Origin of the sequence: Aquella oligotrophica (assembly GCF_002892535.1) — a bacterium.
GTDB classification, from domain to species: domain Bacteria; phylum Pseudomonadota; class Gammaproteobacteria; order Burkholderiales; family UBA11063; genus Aquella; species Aquella oligotrophica.
Window position 1 is genome coordinate 1,800,722 of the sequence record NZ_CP024847.1, and the last position, 21,669, is coordinate 1,822,390.

General features: G+C 34.7%; 17 protein-coding genes and 1 tRNA gene. 8 read left to right on the forward strand and 10 right to left on the reverse strand.

Annotation, left to right across the window (positions count from 1 at the left end):
- The first annotated feature begins 81 nt into the window (after positions 1-81).
- The 4 genes from CUN60_RS08295 (at position 82) to CUN60_RS08310 (ending at position 5,969) form a co-directional block, all read left to right on the forward strand.
- A complete protein-coding gene (locus tag CUN60_RS08295) occupies positions 82-2,373 on the forward strand; it encodes an NADP-dependent malic enzyme (protein WP_102951590.1) in 2,292 nt (763 codons plus the stop codon).
- Between the two features lie 136 nt (positions 2,374-2,509).
- The gene (locus CUN60_RS08300; RefSeq protein ID WP_102951591.1) at positions 2,510-3,895 is read left to right on the forward strand and encodes a GntP family permease; all 1,386 of its coding nucleotides are present in this window, start codon (positions 2,510-2,512) and stop codon (positions 3,893-3,895) included.
- A 226-nt stretch (positions 3,896-4,121) separates the two neighbouring features.
- A complete protein-coding gene (locus CUN60_RS08305; protein ID WP_102951592.1) occupies positions 4,122-4,673 on the forward strand; it encodes a cytochrome b in 552 nt (183 codons plus the stop codon).
- A gap of 6 nt (positions 4,674-4,679) precedes the next feature.
- A complete protein-coding gene (locus CUN60_RS08310; protein ID WP_102951593.1) occupies positions 4,680-5,969 on the forward strand; it encodes a hypothetical protein in 1,290 nt (429 codons plus the stop codon).
- Positions 5,970-6,041: 72 nt separating this feature from the next.
- On the opposite strand, the gene CUN60_RS08315 is transcribed toward CUN60_RS08310, so the two are convergent.
- Both CUN60_RS08315 and CUN60_RS08320 read right to left on the reverse strand, forming a co-directional pair.
- A complete protein-coding gene (locus tag CUN60_RS08315) occupies positions 6,042-7,871 on the reverse strand; it encodes a DegV family protein (protein WP_102951594.1) in 1,830 nt (609 codons plus the stop codon).
- Between the two features lie 274 nt (positions 7,872-8,145).
- Positions 8,146-8,463, reverse strand: a complete 318-nt coding sequence (locus CUN60_RS08320) for a cytochrome b5 domain-containing protein (RefSeq protein WP_222593244.1) — start codon at positions 8,461-8,463, stop codon at positions 8,146-8,148.
- A gap of 145 nt (positions 8,464-8,608) precedes the next feature.
- On the opposite strand from CUN60_RS08320, the gene clpB reads away from it, so the two are divergent.
- Positions 8,609-11,176, forward strand: coding sequence for an ATP-dependent chaperone ClpB (gene clpB, locus CUN60_RS08325; protein ID WP_102951595.1), 2,568 nt, complete (start codon positions 8,609-8,611; stop codon positions 11,174-11,176).
- A gap of 60 nt (positions 11,177-11,236) precedes the next feature.
- Here clpB and tmpT read toward each other — a convergent pair whose 3' ends face one another.
- The 3 genes from tmpT to CUN60_RS08340 form a co-directional block, all read right to left on the reverse strand.
- A complete protein-coding gene (tmpT, locus tag CUN60_RS08330) occupies positions 11,237-11,905 on the reverse strand; it encodes a thiopurine S-methyltransferase (RefSeq protein ID WP_102951596.1) in 669 nt (222 codons plus the stop codon).
- A gap of 27 nt (positions 11,906-11,932) precedes the next feature.
- A complete protein-coding gene (locus CUN60_RS08335) occupies positions 11,933-13,099 on the reverse strand; it encodes a glycerate kinase (RefSeq protein ID WP_102951597.1) in 1,167 nt (388 codons plus the stop codon).
- A gap of 166 nt (positions 13,100-13,265) precedes the next feature.
- The gene (locus tag CUN60_RS08340) at positions 13,266-13,664 is read right to left on the reverse strand and encodes a CoA-binding protein (RefSeq protein ID WP_222593245.1); all 399 of its coding nucleotides are present in this window, start codon (positions 13,662-13,664) and stop codon (positions 13,266-13,268) included.
- Positions 13,665-13,748: 84 nt separating this feature from the next.
- Between CUN60_RS08340 and CUN60_RS08345 the strand changes: the two genes are divergently transcribed.
- Positions 13,749-13,824 (forward strand) — tRNA-Ala (locus CUN60_RS08345).
- 602 nt (positions 13,825-14,426) lie between these two features.
- On the opposite strand, the gene CUN60_RS08350 is transcribed toward CUN60_RS08345, so the two are convergent.
- Positions 14,427-14,621 carry a hypothetical protein gene (locus CUN60_RS08350; RefSeq protein WP_102951599.1) on the reverse strand — a complete coding sequence of 65 codons (195 nt, stop codon included), beginning with the start codon at positions 14,619-14,621 and terminating at the stop codon, positions 14,427-14,429.
- Positions 14,622-15,075: 454 nt separating this feature from the next.
- Positions 15,076-15,516 (reverse strand): RrF2 family transcriptional regulator, encoded by a 441-nt coding sequence (locus CUN60_RS08355; RefSeq protein WP_102951600.1) that lies wholly within the window; start codon positions 15,514-15,516, stop codon positions 15,076-15,078.
- 152 nt (positions 15,517-15,668) lie between these two features.
- Between CUN60_RS08355 and CUN60_RS08360 the strand changes: the two genes are divergently transcribed.
- Positions 15,669-16,961, forward strand: coding sequence for an MFS transporter (locus CUN60_RS08360; RefSeq protein WP_102951601.1), 1,293 nt, complete (start codon positions 15,669-15,671; stop codon positions 16,959-16,961).
- Between the two features lie 70 nt (positions 16,962-17,031).
- On the opposite strand, the gene CUN60_RS08365 is transcribed toward CUN60_RS08360, so the two are convergent.
- On the reverse strand, positions 17,032-17,637 hold the full coding sequence (locus CUN60_RS08365) for a hypothetical protein (RefSeq protein WP_102951602.1): 606 nt from the start codon (positions 17,635-17,637) through the stop codon (positions 17,032-17,034).
- A 164-nt stretch (positions 17,638-17,801) separates the two neighbouring features.
- Here CUN60_RS08365 and CUN60_RS08370 point away from each other — a divergent pair, with 164 nt between their 5' ends.
- Positions 17,802-19,913 (forward strand): cache domain-containing protein, encoded by a 2,112-nt coding sequence (locus CUN60_RS08370; RefSeq protein ID WP_102951603.1) that lies wholly within the window; start codon positions 17,802-17,804, stop codon positions 19,911-19,913.
- A 444-nt stretch (positions 19,914-20,357) separates the two neighbouring features.
- On the opposite strand, the gene CUN60_RS08375 is transcribed toward CUN60_RS08370, so the two are convergent.
- Together CUN60_RS08375 and CUN60_RS08380 are read right to left on the reverse strand one after the other, a co-directional pair.
- Positions 20,358-21,185, reverse strand: coding sequence for an IS3 family transposase (locus tag CUN60_RS08375; RefSeq protein WP_245866341.1), 828 nt, complete (start codon positions 21,183-21,185; stop codon positions 20,358-20,360).
- 47 nt (positions 21,186-21,232) lie between these two features.
- Positions 21,233-21,574, reverse strand: coding sequence for a helix-turn-helix domain-containing protein (locus CUN60_RS08380; protein WP_102950727.1), 342 nt, complete (start codon positions 21,572-21,574; stop codon positions 21,233-21,235).
- Positions 21,575-21,669: the final 95 nt, after the last annotated feature.

Consider the following 21,669-nt stretch of genomic DNA (forward strand, 5'->3'; position numbering starts at 1 on the left):
AATTTAGCAAGAACAAAAATTCAAGCATAGTAAAATACATTGCTAAAAACTATTTTGTAATTTTGCTTTTGGAGCATAAATATGAGTGAGAAATTTCAATTACCTGAACAATTGACCAAAGACGCACTAGAATATCACCGTTCACCCAAACCTGGAAAAACCCAAGTTGTATCGACCAAACCGGTTGCAACCCAACGCGATTTATCGCTAGCGTACTCTCCTGGAGTAGCTGCTCCATGTCTGGAAATAGAAAAAGATCCAGCTACCGCATACGAATATACCAACAAAGGTAACCTAGTAGCAGTAATCAGTAATGGAACGGCAGTTCTCGGGCTTGGTAATATTGGCGCACTAGCTGGAAAGCCAGTAATGGAAGGTAAGGGAATCTTATTCAAAAAATTTGCTGGGATTGATGTATTTGATATCGAAGTCAACGAAACAGATATTGATAAATTTGTTGAGGTAGTAGCTGCCTTAGAGCCAACTTTTGGTGGTATCAATCTTGAAGATATCAAAGCTCCAGAGTGTTTCGAAATCGAACGCAAACTAAAAGAACGACTAGCAATTCCAGTGTTCCATGATGATCAACATGGTACAGCAATCGTTGTAGCTGCGGGTACAATTAATGGACTTAAAATTGTCAATAAAAAAATTGAAGATGTAAAAATTGTTGTTTCTGGAGCTGGTGCAGCGGCAATCGCCTGTCTTAATTTGCTAGTAAGTATCGGCGCTTCCAAGAAAAATATTTATGTTTGCGACTCCAAAGGAGTTATCCACAGTGAACGTGAAGGTAAATTAGATGCTTCGAAACAACAATATTGCCAAACTACACATTATCGTACTCTTGAAGATGCGATGGAAAATGCAGATATCTTCCTTGGATTGTCAGGTCCTGGTACAGCAACTCAGGAAATGATTAAAAAAATGGCACGTGATCCGTTAGTTTTTGCCTTAGCAAATCCAACGCCAGAAATTATGCCAGAACTAGTACGTGAAGTTCGTCCAGATGCAATTATGGCTACAGGTCGTAGCGATTACCCTAATCAAGTAAATAATGCCTTATGCTTCCCATATATTTTCCGTGGTGCATTAGATGTTGGTGCAACCGCGATCAATGAAGCCATGAAAGTTGCAACAGTAAATGCAATTGCTGAATTGGCTACACTAGAACCAAATGAAGTTGTGGCTAAAGCTTATGGAGGACAAGAACTACGTTTTGGTCGTGAATATCTGATTCCAAAACCTCTAGATCCACGTTTGATTCAAGTTATTGCTCCTGCGGTTGCTAAAGCAGCAATGGAAAGTGGTGTTGCGACTCGCAATATCAATGATTTTGCTGCTTATACCCAAGGATTAAATAAATACATCTACCGTTCAAGCATGTTTATGCGTCCGGTAATGAATGCGGCAAAAATCAAACCACAGCGCATAATTTTATGTGAAGGTGAAGAGGAGCGTGCATTATTAGCGGTATCTGAGATCAATGAACTTAAATTAGCTAAGCCAATCCTAATTGGGCGTCCATTCGTGATTGAAAAACGAATCCAGAAACTTGGATTAAAAATCGAAGCTGGTGTCCATTTTGAGCTAGTAAATATCGAAAATGACCATCGCTATAAATCATTATGGCAGCGTTATTATCAAATGATGAAACGTAAAGGCATCACCGAAGATACAGCTCGCGACCATATGTTAACCCGCCATACTCTAATTGGATCAATGCTGATACTTAATGGTGACGCTGATGCCATGATTTGTGGACTAGTTGGTAAATACCGAAACCATTTTGAGATTATTCGCGATGTGATTGGCTATGATAATCCAGGTAAAATTTCTGCGGCAATGAATGCATTGATTCTACAAGAAAGTAGCCTATTTATCACCGATACTCATGTAAATGAAAATCCAAATGCTGAAGAATTGGCTGAAATTACACAAATGGGGGCTAAAATCATCCGTCATTTTGGCTTAGAACCTCGTGTTGCATTGGTATCACATAGTAGTTTTGGTTCACATATGGAATCTCCAAGTGCAATAAAAATGCGTAAAGTACTGGAAATGGTACAGGCTCGCGAACCAGATTTGATGATTGATGGTGAGATGCATGCTGATGCAGCAATGATTCCAGATATTAGAAATCGTACAATTCCAGATTCTCCACTGGTTGGTCCGGCTAATTTACTAGTTATGCCAAATATTGAAGCAGCAAGTATTTCGTATAATCTAATGCGAGTATCTTCTTCTGATGGTGTAACGGTTGGTCCAATCCTGATGGGAATGAATAAGCCTGCGCATATTTTAAGCCCAATTTCTACCGTTCGACGGATTGTAAATATGGTTGCATTAGCTTGTGTTGAAGCTCAATACAAATAATAAAAGAGGTGCCTAGTGCACCTTTTTTATTTACTTATTAATCTTTTTTAAAATTCCAATAAAACGCATACACTTAGAATAATCCCTCAAGCAAGCGGGTAAGTAAGTTTTATCATTATTATCAAGGGGCAATATTATGAGCATTCTAATCGTTATTTTTGCTCTGATTTTTCTAATGTTCATTGCCTATCGTGGCTATAGCGTAATTTTATTTGCCCCAATTGCAGCTTTATTAGCAGTGCTGATTACTGATCCTAAACTGGTTGCTCCAGTATTTTCCGGGGTCTTTATGCCTAAGATGGTTGACTTTGTAAAATTATATTTCCCGGTTTTTGTCCTTGGTGCTATTTTTGGGAAGGTTATTGAACTCTCAGGATTTTCCAAAGCAATTGTCAAAGCAGCAATTAATTTGATTGGCAAAGAGCGCTCAATTTTGGCAATAGTTGTGGTCTGCGCAATTCTAACCTATGGCGGAGTTTCATTATTTGTAGTAGTCTTTGCCGTCTATCCGTTTGCCAGCGAGCTATTTAAAGCTGGTGAGATTCCAAAGCGCTTAATACCAGCAACAATTGCTCTAGGTGCCTTTACTTTTACGATGGATTCATTACCCGGCACACCACAGATCCAAAATATTATCCCAACTACATTTTTTAATACAACTACCTGGGCAGCACCGACTCTTGGAGTGATTGGTAGTATTTTTATTCTAATTTGCGGTCTTTTATATCTTAATCGCTGCCGTAAACTTGCAATAAATGCGAAAGAAGGTTATGGAGTTAAACTACTGAACGAGCCAGCAACGCCAAACGAAGAATTAAATATTAATCCACTAGTTGCAATCTTGCCATTATTAGTTGTTGGTATCAGTAATCTGATTTTCACTCGACTGATTCCTTTTTATTACGGCAAAGAATTTACTATTTCACTGGGAGCTAAGCCCATTATCGTCGAAAGTGGTAAGCTAATTGCCATCTGGGCAGTGGAACTAGCATTAATAACTGGAATCTTAACGGTATTTATTTTTGCATTTAGAAGAGTATTGCGTAATTTTGCTGAAGGAAGCAAAGCCGCAGTTGGTGGTGCATTACTTGCTTCATTAAATACGGCTTCCGAATATGGTTTTGGTGCAGTTATCGCCTTATTACCCGGGTTTACTGCTATCGCGGGTAGTCTAGAAAAAATCCCAAATCCATTAGTTAATGAGGCAATTACTGTAACTACGCTAGCAGGTATAACTGGTTCAGCATCAGGCGGAATGAGTATTGCATTAGCAACAATGTCAAGCCAGTTTATAAATATGGCAAACCAGCTACATATTCCATTAGAGGTCTTACATCGGATTGCCGCAATGGCATCAGGCGGGATGGATACCCTACCCCATAATGGAGCAGTGATAACCCTTCTCGCAGTAACTGGTTTAACCCATAAAGAAGCATATAAAGATATTTTTGTAATAACCATTATCAAAACTCTTGCAGTTTTTGTTGCCATTGGAGTTTTTTATATAACGGGCTGGTATTAATTATTGGTTAATACTTTCTCCTAGCGAATAATTACCCCAAGCAAAACCTATAAAAAGTACGACCAAAAAGCTAATTTAATTAATCAATAGATGATAAAATGGCAAACGCTATTTTAGTAAAAGCTAATTTTAATTGAGTACCATTCCAGAATTAATTTTGACGATTGATTAAATGGCTCAAGATTTTCAATACATATAAATTTCTCAAACTATCATTGGATTTGTTATGGCTAAAAGTAAAAGAACTATTCGTTATTTTAAAGTTGCAATGCTTTTTCATTGGTCAATGGCAATTCTTATTATTTTAAATATTCTTGGCGGACTACTAAAACATTATGAAATTCTTGATTTGCCTATTGTCATAGAGCTACATACGAGAACTGGAATAATCATTCTTACCCTAGCAATACTTAGAATATTTTGGCGCTTAACTCATAAATATCCAAGCCTCACCAATATTATCCCAAACAGTGAAAAAATCTTGGCATATTTTAGCCATCTTTTATTATATATATTGATGATAGCTGTGCCAGTTAGTGGAATGCTTTTTTTTCAAAGCATTGGAGAAAAAGTCTATTTTTTACAAATTGAGTTACCTCAATTTATAATTAAGCAATCTACAGCAGAAGCAAAAAAGATTCTTAATATTCATCAGTCCCTCGCATTAATTTTTTTGACGCTAATTGTATATCATATTCTGGCGGCATTAAAGCATCATTTTATTGATAAGAATCATGTATTAACCAGAATGCTACCCAAATGGATTTATAGAAAGTAAGCTTCAATGAAACTTATCAAGCTTTCCTTTTTATTGGGTAGATCACGGATAAATTCAATACATAAGAAATATATTTTTATTATCACCGCTATTTTATGCCTTGAATATCTTGATTTAATTATCTATATTAAAAATGCGCGGGTTTTAACTGATCTATATTTATCAAAATCGGTAAGCCGTGGACTTGGCATTTTTATACTATTCATGATTTTATGGCTTGCAAACTTCCTTGCCAAGTCAATTGCGGGTAAATTACTTGAATATCTACAAAAAAAATACGATAATGCAACGCTAGTAATAGTCTCCTCAATCGTAATCATCTGCTCTTTCTCACTTCAAGCACTGATTTTATTCTCATATTGTAATAAGCTTGTTACTTCACTGCTAATTTATTTTTTCTTTGCCCGGCTCATATATCAACTAGCATTAGCTATAATCATACATGATACCTATGAATTTTTACTGAATACAAAAGAGCTTTCAGATGATTTTATATCCTTGATACTAAATAGTCTAGAATTAAGTGTATTAATCAGCATCGTTGGTTATAAAACCTTATTATTATTTCAATTATCAATTACAAATTCAATTATTACGTTTATCTTATTTATTAACCTATTATGGCTAATAATCGCAATTTATTTTGCTTTCAATTATCAGGAATTAAATCAGATAAATGTACAGCAAGTCAAGTCTACCGCAGCCAAGAGCTTTTCATTAATGCTAAAACATAATTTAAAAGATACCTTAACTGCATTTAGCATTGTTGGAGTCAGAAGTAGTCTTTGTATAATAAGTGTAATTTATATGCCGATTTATTTAATAGGTAGCTTGCACTTCTTGCCAAGAATTGCCAATGATATTATATTAACATCAAGCTTTCTAGCTCTTTCACTATGCTTTATTGTTGACAAATATGTTCACAATTATAATCATATAAGTATTGTTCGAAATGGATTAGTGGGTTTGATTATTGGGAGTTTGATTAGTTATTCTTTACTATTTTTTAAAGTCATCCCTTTTCTTGGTATTGCTATATTAATCATTTTTCAAAGTCTTTTTGCTTTATGTTGCCCATTAATCCTTAATAAATTATTTGAAATCAATATTCGTCAGGTAGCAATAGTCTCATGCTACCGAAATAGTTTTCTTATATTTGCTTCATTTACTTTTTTGCTACTATCATTATTTACCGAAATTTTTACACACTATATAGCTGCACCCGCAATATTTTTAATTTCAGTAACAGCCATCTGCTACTTTTGCTTAATAATATTTAACAAACAAAGCGAATAATGTGACAATTTCTTGCTGCTATAAACTAATAAAATTAGATTTACGCTAACCGAATAATCAATCCGCTAAGATTCAATATTCTAACTGACGAATTGGCTCATTTATATAACCAATAGCATAGCTATCTTTATCGGTATGAATACCAGAAACACTAGATACTTCAGTAATAAATAAAGGTGTCATATTCGTTTTACGATTAATATATTTACCAAAGAATTTTGCTCGCTCATCAGAATCAGAGTGAACAACGGCAATTGATTTTAGTTGCTCTTTAATCTTTAATTCATTTAACTTTTTACAAATCTTCTTCCAACCACCACGCTTAGAAAAACTTGCACCAATTACTTTTGGCTTACCAGTATTAACATCTATTTGAATAATTGGCTTGAGGCGAAATAGCCCTGCAAGCATTCCCATAGACTTGGATAATCTACCCGATCGAATCAATCCTTTTAGCGAGTTTAAAACAATCAATATATTAGCATTAGCCTTGGCTTCATCTAATGATTTAACAATAGCATCATGAGAACTACCATCTTTTATCATCTGTGCCGCCAGTGTAACCAGTAATGATAATGGAGCTGAATTAAGTTTTGAATCAATCACACTAATTTTTTTATGTTTAAATTTAGCTGCCTGATTGGCAATGACATCGTAGGTAGAACTAAGACTACTACCAACAGTAATAATGATAATTGAATCATAAAATTGCTCAAGAAAGTGTAACGCTCTTGAAACAATCGCAGCCGAAGGTGCTGCAGTTCCAATTTTATTGTCATTATCATTAAGATAATCTAAAATCTGATGATAGTTTATTGAAATTTGATCAAGAAAAGAATGATTATTTACTTTTACCTGTAATGGAATTCTATAGATATTATTTGACTGGATAAATTCAAGAGGTAGATCCGCCATGGTATCAACGACTAAAGCAATCTTATTCCCAGCAGAATGATTATGTGCAATATTATATTGAAGCATCATATCATCAATCTTTTGATAAAGAATATCTCCAGTTTCCGCCAATAAAGAGGTTACAGTATCTGGTTCATTGGTATGAATATGGAGCTTAAGCATTTGGGGTCCTTTACCTACAACTATGCTATCACCCAACCTATCAAGTTTTTTTCTTTCTTCATCTGAAAAATCAGTTTTTGTAGTACGAACAACAGTTTCAAAACAATATCTTAAATCTGGGATTTCGGTTACATCTTCAAACTCATGTGATAACTTTGCAGTATTTTCTATATCGGCACTTCCAGCAAGAATTTTCTCTCTTTCATCCTTGCTACCAACAAGATAACCAAGCATTCCCTCAAGGAAAGTTACAAAGCCCTGAGCTCCAGCATCCACGACATTATTATTACGTAGCACCTCTAATTGATTCATTGTTTCCCTAAGTGCTACCTTAGATTTTTCAACACTACTTTTAAAGCTATCAGCAAGATTTATTCCCGCATTTTTAAGAAGGTCACGATAGCTCTCCACCCACTTTTCCATAACAGTCAATATTGTTCCAGGCTTTGGATTACTTACTGATGCGTAAGCACTTTGATAACCCTTAGAAATCATCTCGACAAAATCGTGAAGTTTAATAAGAGTTTTTTCTGTAAGGCTATGTTGTGTGAGTCCATAAAAAAACTGAGAAAATATTAATCCAGAATTACCCGAACAACCAACTAACCCGTGTTGGGCAAGCTGATGCAACAATTCAGGAGTATCTTTAGTTACTGATAAATTATCAACTATATATCTCATCATTGAAGCAAGGTTAGTGCCTGTATCTTTATCTGCGACAGGAAATACATTTAGTTCATTCAATTTATTTTCGTCGTTGATTACCTGCTTAGCACCAGACATAATCATGCCATAAAAAGTATCAGTTGATAATAAAGCATCCATGATTTTTACCCATTTATATTTTTTATGATTTTAGCATAGTTCTATTATACTAACAATGCAAGTTTATTTACTTTATTAATGACGATAGATTAATAACTCAAAATAGTCAGAATAAATCTAGTTCATAAAGTATAAATACTTCAGTCTCATCTAGTAGAATTATTTGCTAAATAATGCATAAAATAAAAAAGGTGTTTAATATATATACACCTTTTTGTTTGCAAATAAGTTATTAGATTATTAGATAGGTAATCTCTACTCTATAAACTATGGTTTATTTATAAATAGCAACCGGATTCAATTTTAGCTGTTTAACTACATTCGGACCATGTGGTGATTCGTCAATATGTGAAGTCAAATCGGTACCAGCAACCATTCCTTTATAATGTTTACCACCCTTCCAGGCACTAACATTACTAACGTCATAAACATAGCCATTAAGCGCTACGTATGCTTTATGACCATTTTTACCATCATAATTTTTTAATGTTGCTGCATTCATTGTTGGTAGCTGAATTGCTGTGGCAGCATTTGCTGCTAGTATCCCACCTGAAATCAAAAATGCCAATAACCCTGTTTTAATTTTCCGCACTGTAACCTCCATTAAAATACAAATATTACTTGGAATTTTAACATGACACACAATTTCTCAAGAAATATATTTAAACTAAATTATTGAAATACAATAACCCTACCCTATATAAGGAATAGGAAGCTTACGCAAAAAGGAGAATAAAATGCGTTTTGATAAACTAACAACTAAATTTCAATCAGCAATGCAAGAGGCTCAAAGTCTTGCGCTTGCAAATGATAATCCGTATATTGAACCACAGCATCTACTACTAGCTATGTTAAATGAAGAAAATTCAACGGTAGCAAGCATTCTAGCCAAAATAGGTGTAAATATTACTCCGCTTAAAGTTGAATTAAATAGTAATATTGCTAGGCTACCAAAAGTATCTGGCTCTGGTGGGGAAATAAATGTTTCTCGTGATTTGGCAAATCTGTTAAATATAACTGAAAAAATTGCTATGAAACTACAGGATAATTTCATTGCTTCGGAGTTGTTCCTCCTTGCTGCATTAGAAGATAAAGGTGAAACTGGGCAGATATTAAAAAAATTTAACGTCAAACATACTGATGTAAATAAGGTAATTATGGATATCCGTGGCGGACAGATGGTAGATAGCCAAGATTCGGAGGCTCAACGGGAAGCACTAAAAAAATATACCGTTGATTTAACTGAACGGGCACGAATCGGTAAACTAGATCCGGTAATTGGACGAGACGACGAGATTCGGCGGGCAATTCAGGTACTCCAACGGCGGACAAAAAATAATCCAGTCTTAATCGGAGAGCCAGGTGTTGGTAAAACCGCAATCGTTGAAGGACTCGCGCAACGAATTATAAATGGTGAAGTTCCTGAAGGGCTTAAAAATAAACGGCTTTTAGTTCTTGATCTAGCATCTTTATTGGCGGGTGCTAAATATCGTGGCGAATTTGAAGAGCGGCTTAAAGCAGTATTGAATGAATTAGCTCAGGATGAAGGTCAAACTCTGATTTTTATTGATGAGATTCATACTCTGGTAGGTGCAGGTAAGGCTGAAGGTGCTATTGATGCCGGGAATATGCTAAAACCAGCTCTTGCACGCGGTGAATTACACTGTATTGGAGCTACTACGCTTGATGAATACCGTAAATATATTGAAAAAGATCCTGCTTTGGAACGTCGGTTTCAGAAAGTACTTGTTGGAGAACCAACGGTAGAAGATACGATTGCGATTTTACGTGGCTTACAGGAAAAATACGAAATTCATCATGGTGTTGAAATTACCGACCCAGCGATTGTTGCTGCAGCAGAATTATCACAACGCTATATTACCGACCGTTTTTTACCGGATAAGGCAATTGATTTAATTGATGAAGCAGCTTCACGAATTAAGATGGAGATTGACTCCAAACCAGAATCAATGGATAAACTGGAGCGTAGAATAATTCAGTTAAAAATTGAGCGTGAAGCAGTTAAGAAAGAGACTGATGATGCGAGTAAAAAACGCTTGGAAATTATTGAAAGCGAAATAAATGAGTTAGAAAAAGAATTTGCTGATCTCGAAGAAGTATGGAATAATGAAAAAGCCATGGTTCAAGGAGCGCAATCAATTAAGGATGAGATTGACAAACTCAAGTCTGAGATTGAAAGCTTTAAACGCAAAGGTGATTGGCAAAAAGTTGCTGAACTTGAGTACGGAAAGCTGCCCGAATTAACCGCACGTTTGGGACAGGCGGAAAAAGGAGAACATAAGCAGCTAAAATTATTACGTACTGAAGTTGGTGCTGAAGAGATTGCCGAAGTTGTATCAAGAGCAACGGGCATACCAGTTGCTAAAATGATGCAAGGGGAAAAAGACAAATTACTTAAAATGGAAGATAAACTACATGAAAAAGTAATTGGGCAATCTCAAGCAGTAGAGGCGATTGCGGATGCAATTCGTAGATCGCGCTCTGGTTTATCTGATCCAAATAAACCATATGGTTCATTCTTGTTTCTTGGTCCAACTGGAGTTGGTAAAACTGAGCTTTGCAAGGCTTTGGCAGGATTTCTTTTTGATAGTGAAGAACACTTAATCAGGATTGATATGTCAGAATATATGGAAAAACACAGCGTTTCACGTTTGGTAGGTGCCCCTCCAGGATATGTTGGTTATGAAGAAGGTGGTTATCTAACCGAACAGGTTCGCCGTAAACCATATAGTGTAATTCTCCTTGATGAAGTTGAAAAAGCTCATCCAGATGTATTTAATATTCTACTGCAAGTACTTGATGATGGGCGTTTGACTGATGGACAGGGACGTACGGTTGATTTTAGTAATACAGTCGTTGTAATGACTTCAAATATTGGTTCACAGCAGATTCAAAGCATGGCACATGAGCCATATGAAGCAATCAAGGCTACGGTAATGGAGGAATTAAAACATTTCTTCAGACCAGAATTTGTCAATCGGGTTGATGAAGTCGTTGTTTTCCATGGACTAAATCAGGAGCAAATACGCAGCATTGCCAAGATCCAGCTTAAACGCTTGGAAGAAAGACTGGCTAAAATGCAGTTACATTTACAGGTTAGTACTGAGGCACTGGATTTACTGGCAAATGTTGGCTTTGACCCAGTCTATGGTGCTCGTCCACTAAAACGGGCGATCCAACAATATATTGAAAATCCGCTAGCTAAATCTATCCTAAATGGCAAATATGCTCCAGAACAGGCAATTATGGTTGAAGCTAGTAATGGTGAAATCATATTTAACTGATAAAAGCAGGTAAATTACCTGTTTTTTTATTATTTTTTATTAATTCTCAGATCTAATGATTCAGTTACGAATTAATAAGCATGCAGTATTAGTTAATTCCACTGCTCCATGTGCCCTTATATTTGAGTCTGGCTGGATCATTTCACTCTGTTCTTCAAGAAAGGTAATTGAGAAATAATTAGTAAATAACTCTTTTACCTCACTTTTACTAACCGAAAAAGGCGGACCTATTTCACTATTACATTGATAAGTTTTAATTTCTAGAAGATACCTAGAACCAGTTGGAAGTAATTCAGCAATTTTTTTTGCATAATTAATTCTTAATTGCCTAGGCAAAGCAACTAAGGCTGCCCGATCATAACAGAAATCTATTTTACCTAGATCTTCGCCAGTCACAGCAAAAAAATCACCACAATAAATGGAAATGTCATCCCCGGTATATTGTACAAATTTATCAGTTTCAGTAAGGGTATATTGAAGATAGTTTTCACTATAAAACTGTTGACAGGCAAGATTACTAAGCTCACAACCAATAACTTGACAACCAACATCAGTTAGCCATAACATATCAAGACTCTTACCACATAAAGGTACCAATACTTTTGGACTCTCAGCCAAATTAAGTTCACTAAAATACTTGGTAAGAAAATAGTTTGGTTTATCACGATGAAACCCTATTTCATTATTTTCCCAGCGATTGATCCAGAATTTCCCATCAACATGATTCATAAATTTTCTTTCAATTATTAAAACCTATTATTTAAGATTAACCAAAGTCAAGCGCTTATTATAGACCTGATGAAGTAATCGGCATACATTAATAACACAATTGTACAGATTTTCACGACCTTTTAACAATGAATTGGATAAATCATCTGCTCCATTACTTATAGGGAAAATTGCAGTAACACCATTTTGGTATAAATAGTCTATGCGACCACTACTACGGCCACAAAATATCAGTAAAGGTTTATCATATTTTGTACAAAGTTGCGCTATCCGATTAATTGTTTTACCATAAAGTGTCTGCTCATCCACCGAACCTTCTCCACTGATGACATAGTCTGCTATCGAAATTTGTTTCTCCAGCTCGGTATATCTGGCGATAACCTCAGCCCCGGGAGTAATTTTACCATTTAAGAGTAATAACCCAGTAGCTGTTCCACCTGCAGCACCAGCCCCCGGATAATTGCTATAATCCTGTGCTGTTAGTTTAAATAGCACTTGAGAATAGTTAGTCAATGCATTTTCAAGTTCATAAATAGCGGCGGTATCTGCACCTTTTTGCCTTCCATAAACATAGGTTGCACCATTTACCCCAAGCAATGGATTTGTAACATCACAAGCAATTTCAATGCTAAGTTCAAAAATACGTTTATCAATACCTGATAAATCAATATGTTTAATTTCTGCCAAAGCCCTGCCACCAAAGCCAATTTCATGGTTGTTGATATTAGTAAATTTCACACCCAAAGCTTGTAACATTCCAACACCACCATCATTGGTAGCACTACCCCCTAAACCGATAATAATTTTTTTAAGCGGATAATGATTAATTGCATGCAGAATTAATTCTCCCATTCCATAAGTTGTCGTAAATAATGGGTTTCGCTGATCACTAGCAAGTAACTCTAGCCCAGCTACAGTAGCCAACTCAAAAATGGCAGTTTCATTATTGTCTATCAATAGATATTTTGCCTCGACCTGATTATTAACTAATGCGCCAGTCACTTGACAAGTGACTGAGGTAGCTGGTAGTGCCGTAGCAATAGCATCCAAAAACCCTTGCCCACCATCAGATAAAGGAATGCCTACAGCTATTGCCTGAGGTATTACTGTTGTAATGGCATTTATTATCTGTGCACAGACTACAGTAGAACGCATTGAATCTTTAAATGAATCCGGACACACCAAAAACTTCATACCTGCACACCTTAATAGTATCTATCTTGTACTATACTCAAACTATTTAAAGTTCCTGGGTTGTTGCTTCGCTTCTTACCAACTACTTGTAGGCTGCGTCGCTCGCACCTACCATGAATCTTCAATCTGATTGAGTATAAACCAATTATAAAACCTAGCAAAATCATCAATGATCAAACCATCCCAATTTTACAAGTATGCATGGACCACCAGCAATCACATTTATTCCATACTGATGACATTTATGAATAGCAGTCTGACTTTCAGCACCAGGTTGCATCCAGATATTTTTGATACCTTGTTTATATGCTTCATCAACTAGTTTTTCAGTAACTATTGCTGGAGTTATTATCGACAAACTTTCTACATTTATAGGCAATTCTGAAATTGACTGTAAACAAGAAATACCTTCAACTTCTTTTAAAACCGGGTGAATCGGATATACTTTAGTATAATGGCTTAAAAGACAACGGAAAACTTTATTACCATACTTTTCAGGATTAGCTGAAACACCAGCTACCGCGTATGCAGCAGAACTAAAAAATGTTTTTATCAAATCACTCATGATTGCACCATTTTAAATTGTTAGGACAGTTTTTGTTATACGATAAATTATAGCATATGTTAAAATTTTGACTTGCTTCATAATGGGGTCATAGCTCAGCTGGGAGAGCGCTACAATGGCATTGTAGAGGTCAGGAGTTCGATCCTCCTTGGCTCCACCACCACTTACAATGTAAACAGCCATACGATTATTTTATTATCTTCTTTTCCCTAAAATTAACTATTTTTTCAATTAGCTGTCATAGGTACAAATAAAATAGCTATTTGCGTTACTGCTAAACTTGCGACAAACTACTTCATAATTTCTTTAATTTTAGTTTTAGCATACTTTTGAATACGAATTAACTGCCCCCGATATAAATATGTAAATTATTGGCTTTGGTAAAACTACTAGTAACAAATAACAATTTTGGACGGTACTGAATTATTCCATGATTAATTATAATTCTATCTTATCAGGATAACAATTTTAGGAATAGTCACCATGAGAAAATTATTCATTATTACCCTCATAAGTCTTAGCTTTAGCGTATTTGCGAATAATCCTACTTCACAGTTTGGGGATTTTAATATATCTCATAACTCAATGAGTCATGCCCACAGTAAGTAAGATAAAAAAGATGCTGCAAGGTTCCACTTTAAGTGCATACACACTCTGGTATGCTCTTCTTTTTACTTTATGCTTTGATGGTAAACCATTAGTAACTGTTTTTAAATAACAGCTTTGGTTTAATTTGAAAAGGTTGTCCGTACTATAATGAATTTATTTTGTCAGATTTGTATAGTTAAGCGAATAAATACCAGCAATTAGCTTACTAAAATTAGCATACGCATCCCAAGCTCTAATTAATGTTTCTTTTATTGCTGATTCTGCATTAGATATCATTGTTTCACCGTCTGGAATACAATTAAGAATTGCTGGATAAATTTTATTTTCGGTATTTTGAGTGTTTTTCATTATGATCCCCTGAATGTTATTTTTGATACCATTATGATACTATTTTGACATAATAACCATCAATAGACATTTTATCTATTGATCTATTGGCATATTAAAGCTCAAAACTACTTGGTTTTATTTTCACGATTAAATATTCTTGATATACTTAAATAAGCCAAACATTCTGCTTCTGCATTTTTCGAAATAAACTTAAAATACGACTTTAAAAGATCTGCTATTTTCTTGAGCATGGTATCTCTTCCAAACTAATTGCTTCATCATGGATTGTATATGTAATTGGAAGATTTGTGTACCGTCCAAAAATGATGATACAGAAAAGGTAGCCATAAAGGAACAAAGCAAGAAGATTGATAAACTAATGAAGAAACTCGAAAAGTGAAAAATTTCAAAATAAAATGAATAGTGTAAGAATAAAAGGCTAATATTAGCTTCTCAATACCTACTACCACTACTACAATTTGGCAAAACGTTCAAATAATATTTCACTAACATTTTTATCTTTAGGCAATAAATCACTAAGTGTATATTGACGAAGTGTCTTGATAAATTGATTGCTAGCTTTATCCAAAATATTTTTAAATTCACATAACCCGGTCATCTTGCAATCAGAGGTGTTACATTCAACAACAGTAAAAGTTGGTTCAAATTCAGCGATAATCCGTGCAATATCGTGTTCATACGCTCTGGGATGAATTTTCATTCCACCACGAGTACCACGAAAAGTATAGATATAACGTAGTTTTGAGAGCTTACTCACGATTTTTGTAAGGTGATTACGAGCGATATTTAGTTTCCGGCTAAGCTCTTCAACAGTTACCAGATGATTGCCTTCCATCATCGCAAGATAAATCAGTATTCTTAGTGCGTAATCAGTTTGTTTGTTGAGTTGCATGTTAATTAAATTCCGTATGATTGTATAAGAACCAAAGTCAAATAATATTTTAATCTTATCACAAATGATTTATTTAAATTAAACAAAACCTGAACTTTTGAGTCATTGTTGTTAAAATCATGTTAATTTAATTAAACAAAAAGGTTACTTTAATGAGTAAAGATTTGGCACTAACAGCACAAGAAAAGAAAATCGTAGGGCTGGCGGCATTAGGTGGTATGCTTGAATTTTACGATTTTATTATTTATGGAATATTTTCTGTTTATTTTGCTCATCAATTTTTTCCTGGCGACAATCAGCTACTTTCAGTTATTGAAAGCTACGTGGTATTTGTACTAGGTTATATCGCTAGACCCATTGGTGGAATGATATTTAGCCATGTAGGCGATGAACATGGACGGAAAAAAGTCTTGATCATCACCATCATCTTGATGGGCTTATCTTCTCTTGGAATTGGTATTTTACCAACCTATTCACAAATTGGTGTAGCCGCTCCGATCTTATTACTGCTATTACGTCTGACACAGGGATTAGCACTTGGAGGTGAATTACCCAGTACTTATGTGTATATTAGTGAAACTATGCCACATAAAAAGGGTTCAGGATTTGGCATTACCATGACAGGTGTTAATTCTGGCTTACTACTTGGGATGCTAATTAATCAGCTAATGAATACCATCTTAACCCCAGCAGAACTAGCTGATTATGGATGGCGGTTACCATTTATTTTTGGTGGTGCTTTATGCTTGATTAGTTACAAGATTCGTAAAACACTACAAGAGACAAATGCGTTTCAGCGCATTCATGATAAACCAGATTTCCCATTAGTTTATCTATTTAAGAATAATCCAAAGCAGTTATTAGCTGGTACAGCTGCTACTGCAATCATGTCTGGCTTGGTAGTTGCAGCAATAGTATTTATGCCAACCTACCTTCACGAGATCATCAAAGTTGATAGTAAAACAATTAGCCACATTATGCCAGTTGCAATGATTTTTAATGTTATTACCATTTATTGCACTGGGAAAATTGCCAATCACGTTTCGTCTTATTCGATTCTTAAATATTTGCTAATTGCGACCGTCCTATTAACCCCAGTAAGTTACTGGCTAATTGCCAATAGCTTTATATCTTCTGGTGTTATTATTCTTGGCATCTTAGAGGGGATTGCAGCCATGATTATTCCGCTGCTAATCACAAGTCTATTTCCGGCAAAAATCAGGCTAACTGGAGTAGCAATGTCTTACAATATTGGCTTTACTATTTTTGGTGGATTAGCGCCCATCATCATTAGTAGTTCAATTAAATCAGGTTTTGGCGGTATCTATAGCACTCCAATAATCTACCTAATTGCAATTGCAGTTATTGCTGCTTTTGGACTCATATTTGCCAAAAAGCATAGTCATGATTCTATCGTACTAAAAAATTCTCACCAAACCAACTAATGAATTAAAATTTAAATACAAATGTCAAAAAGGGAGTATTTTCATACCCCCTTTTTGTTTATTGATCCAACTATTCAATTGGTAAAGCAGACGATTGTTGCTGATAAATATACCAGCCGGGTTGATTGGTTTGACTTATAGTTTGCCCTGCCTGCGAACCAGACTCAACTATAAAACTTGAGGTAAAACTCGTTTCCATATATTTATACATAAAAGTAAATCTGGCATTGGTTGTTTTCTGTTTATCCGTTCCCGCATACTGTAAGAAATCATAATAACCGACATAGCCACCATATCCACAACCTAAATCCATCGCTACATTAGACTCTGGAGATGGTATACTCATAATAGGATTTGTAACCAAAAAATGGGTAAAATAATTATAAATTTCTTGGGTACCTTCTCTTTGTACCGGACTAACAGTCGGTTGCAATATCGCATCTGGTGTATAATAAGTCATTGTAAAATACCCAGCACCAAGATATACATCAGAAATAGTGTTAACGTTATATAGTTGTAATCCATTCCCCCAGTTAGTGAGCATTTGTTCTGCTGTTTGTTTGTTAAATGCTGGAATGGTACATGCTGGTGCCGCATTATTATTAACGGTAGTTCCTGAATTACAACCAGCAAACAGGATGCTAGCGCATAATGTAAACATTACTCTTTTTTTCATTATAATACCTTAGTCAGTTTATCGGATATAGAGTTATTGTATTATATATTGTGTAGATATCGCACATAAAATAAAGGTATTTAGCAGATTTTTTGTTACAATTATGGTTTTACATAGTTTAATATTGTAGCGTAAGTGCAACTTTATGGTGAAGTCAGATCTCAATGAGTCAAAATCAAACAAATAAAAAATTAGTATCGTTTATTATTGCTTTATTTCTAATTAGCCTCCTTGGGTTAGTTTACACACAGATCTGTCTAAAGCAAAATGATAATAACCGGATGCTGACAACCATTTCCAATCAGAAACTTTTTTTGGCAACTACGACTGATAAACTAGACAAAAAGCTTGGCTTGATGGCGGATAAGCTGGATACTTATGCGATGTTATTAAGTACAGGCAAGATTTCTATGCCAGAATTTGAATCTGAGTTAAGTAATGAGAAATTATGGTTAAACTATGGAATAGTTGGCGTTGGAATTGCAGAAGTTCCTAAATTAAGGAGTAATGGACGTAAGCATTTTCATCGAAATTACTGGCTAAATCTTACTACAAGATTTGAGTCGCAACAAGACTCTAATAATTATACCTTAAACACTCAGGAAAATGCTTGGTTCAATGATACGCTCAAAAACCAGAAACCACAATGGTCTAGATCATACTATGATAATTCTTTACGTGAGTTTATTTTTAGTTACTCAGCACCCGTCTATGATGTCACACATAAAAATATTATTGCCGTATTGGTAGTTGACTTTGATTCACAGTTTATTGATAGTATTGTATCGCAAAATATCGGGCAAAAATATACATCAATTATCAGCCGAGATGATGGAGCATACATATATACGGATAATACCGATAAGGTATTAAATCAGGTATCTTTGAGCAAAATAACCAATAAAAATTCTATTGAAGCACAAACATATCAGTATATAAATAAAAACCACTGTAATCAAGTTTGTAGCCTAGCATTATCTGATAATTCAGAAAAACATCTTATCCTTTACCAGTCATTAAAAAAATTGCCATGGACTATTTTTGCTGATTATACCACTCAGCAACTTGGAAGTTTAAACCGAGAATCCGATAACTCATTAACCATGCTAAATATTGGTTTCTGGGTAATCTCTCTGCTTTTACTGGTAGTTTTAGTAAATTTATACCGGATGAGTAAAAAAAGAACATTTAAGACACTCTGGCAATTATCGGCTCTTGTTAGTCTGATACTTGTTTGTGGGATAGTATATGTCTGGAAAATTTCTAATCATCTGTACTACAGAGATACCTCAAAAGCGATAATCAATCAGACCATACTTGATAGCTATATCAAGCAATACGATGCAGCTAGTCAGTTAAAGCGCACCGAATCAATCATAAAAATACCCACCGCAATTATTATCGATTCAGCTGAGTTTCTTAATTCATATAATATCCAACTTTCCGGGCATATAATGCAACGTTACCCCAAAAATAGCGAAGATGCGTGGGGAGTGAAGTTTAATGATGGATTTGATGCTAAAATTACCCAGACCGGGGTACAAAAAACAAACCGTTATGATCATGTAACATGGTCGTTTCAGGTAAAAATCCGGGAGAACTTTGATTATACACATTATCCATTTAATCATGGTAGTATCTGGCTTGCAGTTAGCCCAGTTAATCAATATAAAAACCTATTATTCACACCTGATTTCTCATACTATAATGGATTAACTGATATCAATGCAGCAAATGGTGTTGCACGTAATCTCATTATTCCTGGCTGGTACATTCGTGGTAGTTATTTCAATTATCAAAATGATTCATCCCGCATGGTAAATAATGTTAATTCGTATTCAGCCATTGACTTACCCGCACTAACCTTTAATATCCTTATCGGGGCGACTTTTGGTGATGCAGTAATTACCACAGTCATTCCGCCGATGGTAATTATAATGATTCTTTTTGTAACCATGCTTACGATAAGTAAAAAGGGAAATAAATCTATCGAATTTAAAGTAAATAGTATTTTAAGTGCAAGTAGCGGAATGCTCTTTACAATTGTTTTCACCCATGTTAGCTTACGGAATAAAATTACTTCAGCCATCATGTACATCGAATATTTCTATCTTATGATGTATATCGTGGTGCCGCTAATACCGATCAATGCATTTTTGTTTGCAACGAAGAAATTTCCAAAGATTAATTTTGCAAGTAATTTATATGCCAAGCTGTTGTTTTTCCCAGTAATTAGTTTTCTTCTATTTATAATTAGTTTATGGCGGTTTGCATAATTATCTGGATTTACTAATTTAACAATCAAACTCATAGAAAACCATATAGCCTATATACACAGATAAGGGCTAGACAATCAAATCATATTTAATGTAAAGACTATTTATGTTAAGCTCGATAATATATGCAATAATAACAAAAGGTAGTAACAACTTTTAATTCTTTTTTGTCAACTCACACTACTTTTATTTAAATCACCAGCAGATAATCATAACTTTGCTAATTAAATGCTTACTGCTCATCACGAATTCAGATTATCAAGGTTTATTGACAAAATTAATCAGACCCGGATTGATTACCCCGTAAAACACCCCCTATTATTGTACCCTGTTGTAAATTATGCACCTACTGCTAGAATCTCGCCATGTAAATAAATAATTACAAATCAAGTTTCTAAATAAAAATAGCACCAGTAATGATCTGCTCCCCAAATAGTGGACAGATTATAAAAAGCCTCTGGTAGATTCAAAATGGTTTCGATATTCAATCGGAGCCATTTTTCTTAATTTGCGCTGTATTCTATCATTATTATAAAAATAGATATACTCATCAATTAATAATTTTAATTCTTCGTAAGTACTTATTTGCTCTAAATAAATACTCTCACTTTTCAAATGTCCAAAGAAACTCTCAATACATGCATTATCCAAACAATTACCTCTCCTGGACATGCTCTTTGTTATACCTAGTGATTTTAATAAAGATGTGTAGGCAATAGATGTGTACTGTGAACCTTGATCACTATGTAGAATAAGCTGATCATTACTCATACTTGGGAATGCTCGTTTGATAGTCTCTATTACTAGCGGATTATCATTGTATTTACTTAGCTCATATGATTTTACTTCATTGTTAAATAAATCATAAATTACGGAGAGATAATAATTTACTCCTCTAACCTTTAAATAAGTAATATCAGTAACTAATTTTCTATTAGGTAAATTGCTTTGAAACTTCCGGTTTAGAATATTAGCTGCCAGTAAATTTTCATTTCCAAAAAAATTACGCTTCTTTCTAATCCTAGACTTTAGGCCAAGTTTGCGCATTAAGCGTAAAACCTTCTTATAACTTATTACCATACCTTGCTTTGATGTTAAAGTATCACGTATTCTACGGTAACCATAGCGACCTTTACTTTTAATGTAGATAGCTTTGATACTATCCATTACCATAGTTTCTGTTAACACAGCTTTATTACGGTTGGCTAATAAATATTTGTAATATCCGCTCCGGGATACACCAAAAAATTTGCAAGCAGATATAATAGACAAACCAGATGTAGAAATATAGCTCTCAATAACACTAAAAGACAGAGATTTTATTTTTCCTGTTTGTCTCTTAGCTCCTTCAACTTTTTTAGTAGAAATAGCTCTCCTTTTAGCCTCATATTTTCATGACGCAACGCCTCAACTTCTGAATTAAATCTTTCTTTCTTTGGTCGGCCGTGAGAGCTATGGTTGTTATGCTTGCCACGACCATCTTCTAAACCTGAAGCACCATAAAGTCGAAACTTCCTTATCCAATCTTTTATTATGCTTATCTCTAATTCATATTCTACAGAAAGTTGGGGACCTGTTTTACCCTCATTTAGATACTTATTAACAATAAGCAATTTAAATTCTCGGGTATATGTTTTGCGATGTTTATTTTGTGTGTACATAAAAAAACTCCCTACGAGTAGTTAAGTATAAAGGGCTTTCTTTATACTTGTCTACTTTATAGGGAGCAGATCAGTAATGGTGCTATTTTGTTAAC

What these genes read in the sequence shown, in the direction of transcription:
- CUN60_RS08355 (WP_102951600.1), bottom strand. Translation starts at nt 15,516, where the DNA reads ATGCAACTCAACAAACAAACTGATTACGCACTAAGAATACTGATTTAT.
- CUN60_RS08380 (WP_102950727.1), bottom strand. Translation starts at nt 21,574, where the DNA reads ATGTACACACAAAATAAACATCGCAAAACATATACCCGAGAATTTAAA.
- CUN60_RS08335 (WP_102951597.1), bottom strand. Translation starts at nt 13,099, where the DNA reads ATGAAGTTTTTGGTGTGTCCGGATTCATTTAAAGATTCAATGCGTTCT.
- CUN60_RS08370 (WP_102951603.1), top strand. Translation starts at nt 17,802, where the DNA reads ATGAGTCAAAATCAAACAAATAAAAAATTAGTATCGTTTATTATTGCT.
- CUN60_RS08340 (WP_222593245.1), bottom strand. Translation starts at nt 13,664, where the DNA reads ATGAGTGATTTGATAAAAACATTTTTTAGTTCTGCTGCATACGCGGTA.
- CUN60_RS08365 (WP_102951602.1), bottom strand. Translation starts at nt 17,637, where the DNA reads ATGAAAAAAAGAGTAATGTTTACATTATGCGCTAGCATCCTGTTTGCT.
- CUN60_RS08300 (WP_102951591.1), top strand. Translation starts at nt 2,510, where the DNA reads ATGAGCATTCTAATCGTTATTTTTGCTCTGATTTTTCTAATGTTCATT.
- CUN60_RS08310 (WP_102951593.1), top strand. Translation starts at nt 4,680, where the DNA reads ATGAAACTTATCAAGCTTTCCTTTTTATTGGGTAGATCACGGATAAAT.
- CUN60_RS08350 (WP_102951599.1), bottom strand. Translation starts at nt 14,621, where the DNA reads ATGAAAAACACTCAAAATACCGAAAATAAAATTTATCCAGCAATTCTT.
- CUN60_RS08295 (WP_102951590.1), top strand. Translation starts at nt 82, where the DNA reads ATGAGTGAGAAATTTCAATTACCTGAACAATTGACCAAAGACGCACTA.
- CUN60_RS08315 (WP_102951594.1), bottom strand. Translation starts at nt 7,871, where the DNA reads ATGGATGCTTTATTATCAACTGATACTTTTTATGGCATGATTATGTCT.
- tmpT (WP_102951596.1), bottom strand. Translation starts at nt 11,905, where the DNA reads ATGAATCATGTTGATGGGAAATTCTGGATCAATCGCTGGGAAAATAAT.
- CUN60_RS08305 (WP_102951592.1), top strand. Translation starts at nt 4,122, where the DNA reads ATGGCTAAAAGTAAAAGAACTATTCGTTATTTTAAAGTTGCAATGCTT.
- CUN60_RS08360 (WP_102951601.1), top strand. Translation starts at nt 15,669, where the DNA reads ATGAGTAAAGATTTGGCACTAACAGCACAAGAAAAGAAAATCGTAGGG.
- clpB (WP_102951595.1), top strand. Translation starts at nt 8,609, where the DNA reads ATGCGTTTTGATAAACTAACAACTAAATTTCAATCAGCAATGCAAGAG.